10 protein-coding genes are annotated in these 14,545 nt (G+C 38.2%); 4 read left to right on the top strand and 6 right to left on the bottom strand.

Going from position 1 to position 14,545, the window contains the following annotated elements; all coding sequences use genetic code 11:
- Positions 1–65: 65 nt before the first annotated feature.
- From mgtE to serS, 5 genes are all read right to left on the bottom strand, one after another.
- Positions 66–1,418, bottom strand: coding sequence for a magnesium transporter (mgtE, locus tag IEV15_RS03090; RefSeq protein ID WP_188361041.1), 1,353 nt, complete (start codon positions 1,416–1,418; stop codon positions 66–68).
- The gene (rsmA, locus tag IEV15_RS03085; RefSeq protein WP_188361040.1) at positions 1,408–2,187 is read right to left on the bottom strand and encodes a 16S rRNA (adenine(1518)-N(6)/adenine(1519)-N(6))-dimethyltransferase RsmA; all 780 of its coding nucleotides are present in this window, start codon (positions 2,185–2,187) and stop codon (positions 1,408–1,410) included. Before rsmA ends, mgtE begins: the two co-directional genes overlap by 11 nt.
- A 47-nt stretch (positions 2,188–2,234) precedes the next feature.
- Positions 2,235–2,564 carry a DUF4286 family protein gene (locus IEV15_RS03080; RefSeq protein WP_188361039.1) on the bottom strand — a complete coding sequence of 110 codons (330 nt, stop codon included), beginning with the start codon at positions 2,562–2,564 and terminating at the stop codon, positions 2,235–2,237.
- Between the two features lie 24 nt (positions 2,565–2,588).
- Positions 2,589–4,370, bottom strand: coding sequence for a tetratricopeptide repeat protein (locus tag IEV15_RS03075; protein ID WP_188361038.1), 1,782 nt, complete (start codon positions 4,368–4,370; stop codon positions 2,589–2,591).
- Positions 4,371–4,515: 145 nt separating this feature from the next.
- Positions 4,516–5,787 carry a serine--tRNA ligase gene (gene serS, locus IEV15_RS03070; RefSeq protein ID WP_188361037.1) on the bottom strand — a complete coding sequence of 424 codons (1,272 nt, stop codon included), beginning with the start codon at positions 5,785–5,787 and terminating at the stop codon, positions 4,516–4,518.
- A gap of 139 nt (positions 5,788–5,926) precedes the next feature.
- Here serS and IEV15_RS03065 point away from each other — a divergent pair, with 139 nt between their 5' ends.
- The 4 genes from IEV15_RS03065 to IEV15_RS03050 all read left to right on the top strand — a co-directional run bounded on the left by IEV15_RS03065 (position 5,927) and on the right by IEV15_RS03050 (position 12,537).
- Entirely contained in the window at positions 5,927–7,528 is a 1,602-nt protein-coding gene (locus tag IEV15_RS03065; RefSeq protein WP_188361036.1) for a fumarate hydratase, read from the top strand.
- Positions 7,529–7,736: 208 nt separating this feature from the next.
- Positions 7,737–10,448: a cation-translocating P-type ATPase gene (locus IEV15_RS03060; RefSeq protein ID WP_188361035.1), complete on the top strand. Its 2,712-nt coding sequence runs from the start codon at positions 7,737–7,739 to the stop codon at positions 10,446–10,448.
- Positions 10,449–10,669: 221 nt separating this feature from the next.
- Positions 10,670–11,488, top strand: coding sequence for a UDP-2,3-diacylglucosamine diphosphatase (locus tag IEV15_RS03055; protein ID WP_188361034.1), 819 nt, complete (start codon positions 10,670–10,672; stop codon positions 11,486–11,488).
- 53 nt (positions 11,489–11,541) lie between these two features.
- Positions 11,542–12,537 (top strand): glycosyltransferase family protein, encoded by a 996-nt coding sequence (locus tag IEV15_RS03050; RefSeq protein WP_188361033.1) that lies wholly within the window; start codon positions 11,542–11,544, stop codon positions 12,535–12,537.
- Positions 12,538–12,703: 166 nt separating this feature from the next.
- On the opposite strand, the gene IEV15_RS03045 is transcribed toward IEV15_RS03050, so the two are convergent.
- Positions 12,704–14,242, bottom strand: coding sequence for a Fic family protein (locus IEV15_RS03045; RefSeq protein WP_188361032.1), 1,539 nt, complete (start codon positions 14,240–14,242; stop codon positions 12,704–12,706).
- Positions 14,243–14,545 lie beyond the last annotated feature (303 nt).

Genomic DNA, 14,545 nt, shown 5'->3' with positions numbered 1-14,545 from the left:
AGGGTTTACGGTTATGCCCCTGTTAGTAACTAATAGCAGGTTTTGGCTCACTAAAAATACAAATTTTAGAATCCTAAGATGGCTTTTGCGATAGAAAAATAGATTAAAATCCCAAAAATGTCATTACTCGTGGTGATAAACGGTCCGGTTGCAAGTGCCGGGTCGATGCCGTATTTATTTAATGTAATGGGAACAAAAGTCCCAATCAATGACGCAATAACAATCACTGAAATAAGTGCAATAGAAACCGTAATTCCAATGATGTAATCATGACCTAATAAAAAATGACTGCCAAATAAAAGAATTATCGACAATAGCAATCCATTGAAAAGACTTAACTTCATCTCTTTAAACAACCTTTGCCAAAGAGTCCCTCCTAATGTATTGTTGGCTAAACCTTGTACAATAATGGCCGAAGATTGAACACCAACATTACCTGCCATGGCAGCAATAAGTGGTGTGAAAAAAAACAATACTCTGTAATTTTCCATCGCCCCTTCAAACTGTCCGGTGACTTTTACCGCTATAAATCCACCCAAAAGTGCTAAAACCAACCAAGGTAAGCGGGCCTTGGTCAATTCTAAAATACTATCATCTGCTTCTACATCTTGCGAGATACCTGCAGCTAACTGATAATCTTTATCGGCTTCTTCTTTAATTACGTCAATGATATCATCAATAGTAATGCGTCCTACCAATCGTCCCATTTCATCTACAACCGGAATGGCTTCCAAATCGTATTTCTGCATGATACGGGCTACCTCAACATCCTTAGTATCTACTTTTACATAATCTACCTTCGGTATATAAATTTCGCTAATGGGTGTTTTGGTGGAAGTAGTCAATAAATCTTTCAAAGACAACCGCCCTTTTAAACGACCATCCTCATCTACAACATAAATGGAATGTACTCTCGAAACGTTTTCGGCCTGAATTCGCATTTCTTTGACACACGTCAGTACGTTCCAGTTTTCATTGACTTTCACCAACTCTTTCGCCATCAAACCTCCGGCAGAATCTTCGTCATAACGCAACAAATCCACAATGTCTTTAGCGTGTTCAACGTCTTCTAATTCGGAGATTACCTGCTCTTTTTTCTCTTGCGGTAATTCAGCAATAATATCGGCAGCATCATCGGTGGAAAGTTCATCCAACTCTTCTGCAATTTCTTTTGCCGTTAGGTTTTTAAGTATTTTTTCGCGGACTTCTTCATCTAATTCCAGAAGAATTTCTGCGGTTTTTTCGGAATCTAATAGGTTGAAAATATAACTTGCCTCTTTCTGGTCAAGTTCTTCCATGATTTCGGCAATATCAGCATAGTGAATGTCATGGAGCAGATCATAGAGTTCCTGTCCCTTGTTTTCACTGATAAGTTGCTCTATTTGAGCTAAAAAGTCCCTGCTGATTTTAAACTCCATTGGCCGCAATCTTTTGAGTTAGTGCCACAAATTGTTCAACCGACAATTGCTCCGGTCTGAGGTCAAAGATACTATCTTCTTTTAAATTATCAGACAGTTGGTATGTTTTTAAACTGTTACGAAGTGTTTTCCTGCGTTGGTTAAAAGCCGTTTTTACCACAGCAAAAAACAGTTTTTCATCACACGGTAAATGATAGTTCTCTTTTCGTCTTAAACGCAATACACCCGACTTCACTTTGGGTGGAGGTGAAAAAACATGTTCGGAAACGGTAAATAAATACTCAGCCTCATAAAAAGCTTGAGTCAAAACCGATAAAATACCATAGGTTTTAGTACCCTTTTTTTCACAAATTCGTTCGGCTACTTCTTTTTGAAACATCCCTGAAAACTCAGGAACCTGATTTCGCATAGCCAACATTTTAAACACTATTTGTGTAGAAATATTATACGGGAAATTACCAATAATAGCAAATGGTTCCTGACCAAAAACGGCTCCTAAATCATATTTTAAAAAATCTTCGGAAATGATTTTTCCGGCCAATTGAGGGTAATTGGTATTGAGATAAACCACAGAATCCCGATCAATTTCTATGACGAAAGTTTCGGTGGGTTTTTCTAATAAATATTTGGTTAAAACGCCCATTCCCGGACCAATTTCTAAGATTTTGGAATAACCGGAATAAGATAACGAATCAGCTATGTTTTTGGCGATGGATTCATCTTTTAAAAAATGTTGCCCAAGGTGTTTTTTTGCTCTTACTTGTTCCATGTTGATGGGGTTTAGGCATTAAAAAATGTGGTTTGATGCTGAAACAGTTACTGCATGGCAACTTCTGAAAAATGCTCGCTAATCACTTCCAATTCGGTTCGAAAGGTTAGCATTTTATCAGCAAACAACTGCAGTCCTTCCTGACGCAATCGCGGAGCATCTTCCGTGTAGTAGCGTTGTAACTTATCTTTACTGTCGGTTACATATTGAACGGAATAGGTAACGCTCCCTTCTTCTTCTACCAAAACTTTAACCATTCGGGCTGTGGAAAATTTTCCGGTAGCCAACACATCATGGATGTGTTTGGTTTGCATCCAATGCAGCCATTTATCGTGAACACTATTGTCTATATTGATGGTAACATTATAAATAATCATACGCTTTACTGTTAAATTAAAAAATTACAAATTGCTGTCGCCTCGCAATTGTCGGTACTTTCTTCTCGCATCCACAAAATGAATACTGTCTTGGTGATTAAAAAGCAAGCTCTCATACAAGGCTTTCGCTTTATCAGGCATTTGAAGTTTTTTATGATAGATTTCGGCCGAAAAATACAAGGCTTCATCCCTGTAAATACTTTCGGGAAAATCATCAATTATTTTTTGGTAGGCTTCTAATGCCTTTGAAGTGTCTTTTAAGTCTTCATGCAATGTGCCTATTTTCAATAACGTAGCATCCGCAATAACATCCGATTGGTGTTCCTGCAACAAGGTCTGAAACTCTTTTAATGCTGCTGCTTTTTTGTTTTGATAAACCAAAAAATCTGCTTTGGCAAATCGTTTTAAAGCTGCTTGCGTAGAATCCGCCACGGTGTTGTCGTTAATCAATAAAAACAATTCCAAAGCATCATTTGCAATCAATTGGGTAGAGGCTGTTTTTAATACTTTGAGTTGGGTCAAAGCCCAATCAAAATCAACATTAAAATAACTGGTTTTTGCCGCTTTTAAACTGGCTTCGTGTCCAATCACATCATTTTTTAAATCCTCCTGGATTTGCGTATAATAAATTAATGCTTGATTGAATTTGTTTTCAAACAATAAGATATCGGCCAATTCCATTTTGGCATCAGCCAATTGAAAACGATTCAAAGGCAACTCCATCGTACGATCCAAAATAGCTTTCCCTTGCTCGGGATTGTTGCGTTTGAAAGTAGCAAAATTGGCTTGCATCAATTGGATAGAAAGTGTGTAAGGACTCACCCCATATTTTTTCAGAAGTAATTCCAAAGCAGCGTCAATGGTAGCATAGTCTTTTTCTGCTGCCTGATCGATTTGCATTTGCATCAAATAATAATGGGATTGAATCTGCAAATCCAAATCATTGGTGTTTTCTAAAATAAAATTGAATATTTCTTTAGCCAAATCGTTTTCTTCCGCTTCTATTACCATTTCGCCCAAGGAAACAATATTGGAAAACGTCTCCGGTTCTCTTTTATAAATGGCCTTTTCTTGAATAAAGGCTTTGCCGTATTCTTTCTGTTGTACAAAATACCAACTCAACATTTGATTCCAAAAAAGGTCTTGGTCTTGTTGTGCTCGTATCAATAAGGCCTTGCGAAGTTGATTATTAAATTGTTCATCCGTATCGTCATTCATAAATCGAGACAATTGATTTTGAATTAGTACACTGTTTTGTGGATTAGTATACAACTCATCTAAAAACTTCTCAATCATTTTGTCAGGTTGACCCAATTGCCCGTAAAGTAAACCCATTTGATAATTAAAACGGGATTTTGGATCTATTTCATAAGCCGTTTCATAAGCTTTGAGTGCATACTGCAACAGTACTTTCTTCTCAAAAGTGGAAGCAACGGAATAGACATTGGTGGGAGCTTCTTTAATTTTTGAAAGTGCTTCCTGATACAACGATTCGGCTTTGGTGGTATTTTTTTGTAGCTGATAATTATAACCTAATTCAATCAACAACGAAGCTTGTTTGTATTTCAATAAACGTTCATTCAACTCTTTTTCCGCTTTATCATACTGTTCCAATTGCTGGTAACATTCAATAGTTCGTAAAAAATAAACGCCGTTTCCGGGATTGGTTTTCAATAGTTCTTGATAACTAACCAAAGCTTTTTCAAAAGAACCACTATCAAAGTAGTTTTGTGCCAACTGCTCATTTTGGCCGAAATGTACCCATCCGGTCAAAAGAAAAACTAAAAGAATACAACGTTGTAACATAACTCAAAAAAACTAGGCACTAAAGTAACTTTTTTTTACTAAATCAAGGTCCCGTTAGGGTAAGATTAACGAAAACCATGTGGGTTTGTATAAAAAAAGGTCCCATTTGATGTAAAAGGGACCTCTTCTTTAAACGATTTTACAATTAGTCAATAATTGAAAAACCGGTATAAGGTCGCAATACTTCCGGTATGACAATGCCTTCCGGAGTTTGATAATTTTCTATAATGCCGGCCATTACTCTTGGTAAGGCTAGCGAACTTCCATTCAACGTATGTGCCAATTGGTTTTTACCGTCTTTGTCTTTAAAACGCAATTTCAAACGGTTGGCTTGAAACGTTTCAAAATTAGAAACCGAACTGATTTCTAACCAGCGGTCTTGTGCCGTAGAAAACACTTCAAAATCATAAGTCAAGGATGAAGTAAAGCCCATATCTCCGCCACACAAACGCAATACACGGTAAGGCAATTGCAACTCGTCCAACAAGCCTTTGACATGTTCAACCATACCGTCAAGTGCTTGATAGGAATTATCCGGATGTTCAATGCGTACAATTTCTACTTTATCAAATTGGTGCAAACGGTTTAACCCGCGAACATGAGCTCCGTAGGATCCCGCTTCTCTTCGAAAACATGGGGTGTAACCGGTACACAAAACAGGTAATTCACTTTCGTTCAAAATCACATCGCGAAACAAGTTAGTTACCGGCACCTCAGCAGTTGGAATCAAATACAAATCATCAACACCAACATGATACATCTGGCCTTCTTTATCAGGTAACTGTCCTGTTCCAAAACCCGATGCTTCATTAACTAAATGCGGCACTTGGTATTCTACATAACCGGCTTCGGTATTTTTATCTAAAAAATAAGCAATTAAAGCTCTTTGCAAACGGGCCCCTTTTCCTTTGTACACGGGAAAACCGGCACCGGTGATTTTTACTCCCAATTCAAAATCAATAATGTCATATTTTTTTACCAAATCCCAATGCGGCAAAGCACCTTCATGTAATTTCGGAATTGCTCCTGCTTGAAAAACAGTCAGGTTATCTTCCGGCGTTTTCCCTTCAGGAACAATCGCAGCAGGCGTATTTGGGATTTTATATAATTCTTCCGATAAAGCGGTGGTGTATTTTTCCAACGCTTCTTTCAATTGAGCCGTTTGCTCTTTGAAAGAAGTCGATTTTTCTTTTAAAGCAGTCGCTTGGTCCTTTTGACCTGATTTCATCAAATCACCAATTTCTTTTGACAGTAAATTAGACTCCGCCAACACGTTGTCTAAAGCCACTTGTGTAGCCCTGCGTTTTTCATCCAAATTCAAAACGGTATCTACCAAAGTAACGGCATCCATATTTCGTTTCGCTAAAGCTGCGATAACTTGATCTCTATTTTCCCGAATAACGGCTATTTGTAACATAGTGAGAAGCTTAATTTTTAAAAAAGCAAAGGTAAACAAATGTTTGGGAGTTGAAAATGAATTCTGCAAGCAAGTTTCGTTTCATTACTATTTTCAAATTCCCCAATAAATGGTAACTTTACACTTTAATTACATGACTATGGATTTTATATACCAAGACGCTTATCCCATTCTTAAAGACGATACAGCCTACCGCAAAATAACAACTGATTTTGTAAAAGTAGAAAAACTCGGAGACCGAGAAATTTTGACAGTTGACCCACAAGGAATTGCCTTATTAGCCGAAGAAGCCTTGAGCGACGTATCGTTCATGCTTCGTTCTTCGCATTTAGAAAAACTTAGAAAAATTATTGACGACCCGGAAGCGACCGACAACGATCGTTTTGTGGCGTACAACCTGTTACAAAATGCGGTTGTTGCTGTGGAAGGACAATTGCCTTCTTGTCAAGATACCGGAACGGCTATCGTTATGGCAAAAAAAGGTGAAAATGTGTATACCGGTGCTGACGACGGCGAATGGCTTTCCAGAGGTATTTTTAATACGTACCAAAAAAGAAACCTTCGTTATTCGCAAATTGTACCGATTTCGATGTTTGAAGAAAAAAACTCAGGCTCCAACTTACCGGCTCAAATTGATATTTATTCCAAAAAAGGAAGTTCGTATGAATTTTTATTCCTGGCAAAAGGTGGAGGTTCGGCCAACAAAACCTTCTTATACCAAAAGACAAAATCGTTGTTAAACGAAAAATCGCTAGAAGCTTTTGTACGCGAACGCATCATGGATTTAGGCACTTCCGCTTGTCCACCTTATCATTTAGCTTTAGTGATTGGCGGTACTTCCGCTGAAGCGAATTTAGCCGTAGTCAAAAAAGCCTCTGCAGGCTATTTTGATCATTTACCAACCACAGGAAATATGGCCGGTCAAGCCTTCCGAGATTTGGAATGGGAAAAACGCGTGCAACAAATTTGTCAAGAAAGTGCCATTGGAGCTCAATTTGGCGGAAAATATTTAACGCATGATGTACGGGTGATTCGTTTACCGCGACATGCGGCTTCTTGTCCTGTTGGAATGGGTGTTTCGTGTTCTGCCGATAGAAATATTAAAGGTAAAATTACCAAAGACGGTATTTTTGTGGAACAATTGGAAACCAACCCAAAACGATTCCTGCCCGAAACGGCTCCGCATTTAGAAGAACCGGTAACCATCGATTTGAACCGACCGATGAAAGAGATTTTGGCTGAACTTTCAAATTACCCCATCAAAACCCGATTAAAATTAAACGGTACGTTGATTGTTGCCCGTGATATCGCTCATGCAAAAATCAAAGAACTACTCGATGCCGGAAAACCGATGCCCGAGTATTTCAAAAACCATCCCGTATATTATGCAGGCCCGGCAAAAACACCCGAAGGAATGCCTTCCGGAAGTTTCGGACCAACCACAGCTGGCAGAATGGACGTTTATGTGGATGAATTCCAAAAACACGGCGGCAGCATGATTATGTTGGCCAAAGGAAACCGCACCGACGAAGTTCGAAATGCTTGTCAAAAATACGGCGGATTCTATTTAGGTTCCATTGGAGGCCCCGCAGCGATTCTTGCAAAAGAAAATATCCTATCCGTTGAAGTGGTCGATTTTGAAGAATTAGGCATGGAAGCCGTTCGGAAAATCACCATCAAAGACTTCCCTGCGTTTATCATTACCGACGATAAAGGAAATGACTTCTTTGCAAATTTGTAAAATCATTATAAAATGTAATACGTATAAAAGTCCGACAATTGTTGGACTTTTTTTATATCAAAATCTACTAGTCCAAACCTTAATGAGCCTTAGGTTTGATCCATATTGTAGGAATGGATTTTCACCCCGCCAATTTTCGACACAATGACAATTATCATTTCGTAAACAATATAAAATCAGTAACTTACAATTTAATAAATTGTATTACATGAAAGCCTATCAAAAAACCATTCCTGAATTATTTGAATTTTTTCAAACCTCTGAAAAAAGCGGTCTTTCTGAAAGCGACATTCCCAAAAGGCAACAAGAATATGGGAAAAACGAAATTCAGGAAACCGGAGGCAGAACTTGGTGGATGCTTTTTTTAAAACAGTTTAAGAGCACCTTGATTCTGATTTTGTTTATGGCCGCTTTAATTTCATGGTTCACCGGACATGAAGTGGATACCTATGTAATCTTGGCAGTTATATTGATTAATACATTTATTGGATTTATTCAAGAATGGAAAGCAGAAAAAGCAGTAGCTTCTTTAAAATCCTATCTTAAAACAACCGCCAAAGTCATTCGCGATGGTGAAAAAAAAACCATTGCAGCGGCAGAACTTGTGCCGGGTGATATTATCATTCTAGAGGAAGGCGATAGCATACCGGCAGATGCACGACTTTATTTAGCCAAAAACCTCAGAGCTATTGAAGCTCCACTTACCGGAGAATCTTTACCCGTGAATAAATCGGCAATTGACCTACCGGATGAATTACCCTTAGCCGATCGGAAAAATACTGTCTATAAAGGAACCTTTATTTCCGGCGGTTACGGGAGAGCCATTGTGACCGGAACAGGAATGAAGACTGCTTTAGGAGAGATTGCCCATTCACTGGACTCTATCAAACACGGTCTGACTAATTTTCAAAAGAAGACCAACGAACTGGCGAGACAAATGGGACTTATTGCAATAATCAGTGCATTGACCTTGTTCTCTGTAGCCTACTTTATCCGTAAGCAAAGCTTGGATGAAACACTAATGATTGCCATTGCCGCTTTGGTTTCGTCGATACCGGAAGGACTGCCGGCGGTACTTGCCATAGTGCTGGCTATTGGAGCCCACAATATGAGTAAACAAAATGCTATTGTTCGCGAATTTAGTGCCACGGAAACTCTTGGAGCGGTTACAACCATTATTACAGACAAAACAGGAACACTCACTCAAAATACATTAACGGTTAGAAAAGTAATGGTGCCGGGAGAAATCCCTTGGGAAATAAGCGGCGAAGGTTGGTCGCCTATCGGAAACTTTCATCGCGAAGGAAACATCACGGAAATAGAAAACCAACCCGTTTTAGAAGCATTGCTCCAAGTAGCTGCTTTTAGCAATAACAGCGATATCCGTCATGATATTGAAAGTGACTCTTATGTATTGTTAGGCGACCCCACAGAAGGAGCTTTATTGGCATTAGCTCGCAAAGGAGGAGTGTTCCCCAAAAAACAAACCCATTGCGTTAAAATTGACGACCTACCCTTTAGTGCCACCCTTAAAATGCGTGCTACGTTAGTTCAAAATGGGGAAGAAAAAGAAATTTATGTGATTGGTGCTCCTGAAAAAATAGTGGATGCGTGTACGAATGTGGCTCATAAAAATAAAACCATCTCATTTGAATCAACGGCAAAATATGAAATAAGAAAACAAATAGAACAATGGTCTGGTGATGCCATGCGTGTAATTGCATTAGCAAAAAAAGAAACCACAACTAATCATGACCACCTAAAAGACAATGACTTAACCGCACTCACTTTTCTGGGAATAGCAGGAATGATAGACCCGCCTCGTCCGGATGTAAAAGAAGCCGTAGATGCTTGTCACAAGGCTGGAATTCGAGTGATTATGGCAACGGGTGACCACATCAACACCGGTATTGCTATTGCAAAAGCGACTCATATTATTCTGGACGACGACAATGCTTCGCATCAAGGCTTGACGGAAACCCAACTCCTGCAATTGGATGAAAAAGAGTTTGAAAAAGCCATCATGGAAACCCGTGTTTTTGCCCGACTGACCCCACAGATGAAGTTGCGAATCGCCACCACGCTGCAAGAAAAAGGAGAACTGATTGCCATGACCGGTGATGGCGTAAACGATGCTCCTGCACTAAAAAAAGCAGATGTGGGCGTGGCCATGGGAATTATGGGTACCGATGTAGCCCGTGATGCCGCTCAAGTGGTACTTGCAGATGATAACTTTTCTACGATTGTAAAAGCGATTGAAGAAGGTCGGGTAGTTTTTAATAATGTTAGACAAACCAGTTTCTTTTTACTCACTACCAACTTTTCGGAAATTGTTACGTTGTTGTCAGCTATTTTTATGGGATTGCCCATTCCATTAACAGCTACGCAAATCTTGTGGTTAAACTTAGTTACCGACGGAACTTGTACGACCACTATGGCCACTGAAAAAGGACATGGCGATGAATTGGAACAAGCTCCTATGAATCCCAAAGAGAAAATCTTAAACAAAAGTGTGGTGCCTTTTTTAATCATTAATGCTATTTTAATGGCGACCGTAGCGTTAAGTGTTTTTAAATATTACCTGCCGGAAGGAATCGAAAAAGCGAGAACTGCCGCTTTTGTAGTCATGGCATTTAGTCAATTGTTTAATATGTTTAACATGCGATCCTTACGCCACTCGGCTTTTACCATTGGTCTATTCTCAAATAAATGGGTAAATATAGGTTTGATTGCCTCTATAATCATCCAAGTTATGATTATTGACATCCCTTTCTTTCAAGATTTATTTCAATTTGATCCCGTCTCCTTTACAGAGTTTGTCGTGTTTGCCGGCTTAGCTTCTTCTATTCTGTGGATGGGTGAATTATACAAATTTTTGTATCACATTAGATATGACAAAAAAAATGTAATTAAAATGTAGCGTCAAAGAGCCGTAGGCTCGACTCATATTGTAGGGACGGGTTTTAACCCGTCCACAACAGACATGTTTGATCCCGCACATTTTCAAATCCAAAATTATACAATCAAACCGCAACCCGCCTACAATCAATTATTTAACAAGACTTAACAACCCGTAAGTAAATAATAATACTCCCCAAACATTCCCATAACATACCGGCTGTATGTTTGCAAAAACTTATTTTGAAAAAAAAGAGAGCAATTCCTCTGGTAGTAATAAGTGACGTGCATTTAGGAACCTATGGTTGCCAAGCCAAAGAATTACTTCACTACTTAAAATCCATTCACCCTACAACACTTGTATTGAATGGCGATATCATCGACATGTGGAGCTTCAGCAAAAGCTATTTTCCGGCTTCCCACAGAAACGTACTCCGTCAAATATTAAAGATGTCCAACCAAGGAACACGAGTGATTTACATCACCGGAAACCATGATGAAAACTTACGCAAATATTCCGACCTTATTTTAGGAAATTTTGAACTGGTAGACAAATTAATCTTGGAACTCGACGGTAAAAAAACATGGATTTTTCATGGTGATGTGTTCGATTCTTCCACTAAAGGCTACGCAAAAATCTTAGCCAAATTGGGCGGAAAAGGCTACGACTTACTAATTCTGATTAATAGTTTCATCAATTGGGTACGCGTGCTATTCGGAAAAGAAAAAAGAAGCTATTCCAAAATGATTAAAGACAGTGTAAAAAAAGCAGTCGCATTTGTCTCTGATTTTGAGACTACTGCTGCCGAAATTGCCATTGAAAAAGGATATAGTTATGTGGTATGCGGACACATCCATAAACCGCAAATGAAAGAAATGGCAAACGAACACGGAAAAGTGTTGTACTTAAACAGCGGCGATTGGGTGGAGAACCTGACCGCCTTGGAATACAAAAAAAAGAAATGGAGTATTTACCACTACCAAAAAGCGGAATTTGCTGATCAGGAAGCCAACGAAACAGATAGTCCGAATGATGTTGTAACTAAAATTTTATCCGAATAACATCAAATAATGGTACTCACACCATACTACTCCATTAAATTAAAATATAAGCAATGAAACTATTTTATGCAATTCAAGCAACAGGGAACGGGCATATCAGCAGAGCGATTCAGCTGTATCCCCATCTACAAAAATTTGGTTCGGTCGACTTTTTTTTAAGCGGAAACAATGCTACGTTACCGGTTGACTTACCCGTGAAGTACAAAAGTAAAGGCTGTAGTTTGCTTTACAGTAAATGTGGTGGTTTAGACTACCTGGCGATAGCTCAGAACATCAAACCCATTCAAATGTATAAAGATGCCAAAGCGTTACCTTTAAAGCAGTACGATGTCATTATTAATGATTTTGATTCCGTTACAGCTTTGGCGTGTAAACTGCAAAAAGTAAAGTCCGTTCAATTTGGCCATCAAGCAAGTTTTATCTCCGAATTGACACCAAGACCCGAAAAGAAAAGCTTTTTAGGAGAAACAATATTTAAACATTATGCCCCATCTCCCAAACACATAGGATTACATTTTGAACAATATGATTCCTTTATTTATCCACCCATAATTAAAGATGAAATCCTGCAAGCCGAACCCAAAGATTTGAAACACATCACAGTTTACTTACCCTCCTTTGACAAAGATTGTTTGGAAAAAGCCTTTAATAAACTCCCTGGTCAGCAGTTCCATTGGTTTTTAAGTGAGGTAAAAACGAAGCATACCATCAAAAACATTACCTACTATCCCGTAAACCAACAGTATTTTAATGAAAGTTTGATAACCTGTCACGGAATCATTACGGGTGGCGGCTTTGAAACGCCTTCTGAAGCCTTGTATCTCAAAAAGAAAGTACTCAGTATTCCCATCTTAAACCATTATGAACAAGAATGTAATGCCGCGGCTTTGAAAAAACTAGGCGTGCAAGTGCTTTCTGAAGTAGGAACTAATTTCGAAGACCGAATTGAAAACTGGTTAAATGCCTCGACTGAAACTCCGACAATTGAAGCCAACAACATCAACGAAACGTTGCAGTTTTTGTTTGATACGTATCATGCTCCCTATTGATTTTTGAGAAAGAAACAATGTTTGATACTATTGCTATTTTCCGGCAATTTCAAACCCATCTCGGGATAACGCAACAAATTCTCTATGTAGACCTTACTTTTCATTGCCTTACTATGCTTTTCAATGGTTACAACTTGATCTTTAGAACCACATGCAATAACTAGGATTAAGAAACGAAAACACGTTTGAAGTGTTCTTGTATAGTTGTAATCTCATCAAGAGTTAAGGCAGAAAATTCTTTTTCTAAAGCTCTTTTTGAGAGTACCCCATTATTTTGTTCTAAAAATCTAATTAACAAAGCGACCATACTATCAGGCATTTGAAAAAGATTGTCAAGCCATAACTTCATTTCGTCATATTTTTGTAAATAAGCTACTTCTTCGGGTAGTGTTTTATGAATAGTCGTATCTACACACTCAAATAAGAATTCCGCTTGGGGTGTTGCGTCAAAATACTTGTAATAATCGATGGTTTCATTCAGCACATTTACATTATTGCTAGTCGTTTTCTCCCATTCAATATGATCTAACAATGGAAGCGAGTAGCTTTCTAGTACTCTTCTATAATCATCAATTCTTTCTAATATAGTTGCTGATATGGGAAAAATTATTCCTTGCGGACTGTATTTCATAGCCGCTAATAAGTGATGAATTAGATAGCGATGAATTCTACCATTTCCATCTACAAGAGGGTGAATAAAAACGAAGCCAAATGCAATTATTGCGGCAGTTAGAACAGGATGAAACCCAACTGACTCTAATTGATTACTGGTTTTTAGAAGTCCGTTCATTAATTGTGTTACATCTTTGGGGGAGGCAGAAATATGCTCCGGGATTGGCTCGCCTGTGATTCTATCATGCTCGCCAACAAATCCGCCTTCCGTTCTGTAACCCATTGTAATAAAACGACTGTTTTCGATAACAATCTGTTGTAAACGATATAATTCTTCGTTGCTTAAAGGCTTAGTTCCTGCTTGCCCGATAGCTTTCCCCCAACGCACAGCTCTATTTTGAGTGGGTGTTTCTCCTTCAATTCCAAATGAAGCCTTAGAGTCTTTTAAAAGCAAAAAGGCAGATGTTCGTAACAAAATGTCTTTTCGAAAACCATTCACCAGCATAGCGATGTTCGCTACATTATTCTTAGCAATATAATGTTCTAATTTTTCTGTTTTAAAAAGTAGCGGACAAAAGTCAACGGTCCCTGCTAAATTATTCTTTACCCGATGCCTCCCGGAATTAATTGAAATTGGAGAGGCATACTGTAAATTTTCATCAATTAAGTATACAAAATTACCGGTAGTTAAATCCGGTATAGCTAGTTTAGTACCCATTAACCACTCATATAAAAACCACATTTTACGACTATATTGACCATTTGGTTCTATTTGCACCAATTCCTTGATGTTGTTTTCCGAAAGTTTCTCAAAGAGTTTTTTAAAGAACAACATATTTACCCCCTCATATTTTAAGGCAAATACTAGTTGTTTATACAATGTGTCTTCAGGTTCATGTCTTGAAGTAAGAACCAGCCATTGATTTGTTGAATAGTGTCGCTTTTTTGTACTGATTAGAGCCAATCGATTAGGTAATGGTACCTGTAGTCTATATTTTTCTATTAAAGCACCATAACCAACTAAGGTTCCTTCTTCTGGAGCTTGTCTACCGTGAAAAACACTTATTTTTAGTGAGAAATGATTACTATTCATACTTCCTAGTGAAAAATGATTATTCAAAAATAAGTGAAAAATAGTTAGTATCGGTGAAAAATAGTTATAAAAAATACAAATTGGTGAAAAATAGTTATTCTTGGAAAGAATAGCTACTTTTATATTTCATAACTTGGGTATCATTCAGATGAAAATCTAACCTCAAGCCCAAATTTGCAGTGTAACCGATATAAAATCGATTATGTTTATCTGAGTGTATAAGGTAGGGACGGGTTTCAATCCGTCTATTTTCAAATCCATTTTGATGGGATGAGTTGCAGCCCAACGTCAAAGAGCCGTAGG

It is taken from the genome of Flavobacterium orientale (genome assembly GCF_014638005.1).
Lineage (GTDB): Bacteria > Bacteroidota > Bacteroidia > Flavobacteriales > Flavobacteriaceae > Flavobacterium > Flavobacterium orientale.
The sequence above is the reverse complement of the archived record's forward strand: the minus strand, read 5'-3'. Positions and strand labels throughout refer to the sequence as shown.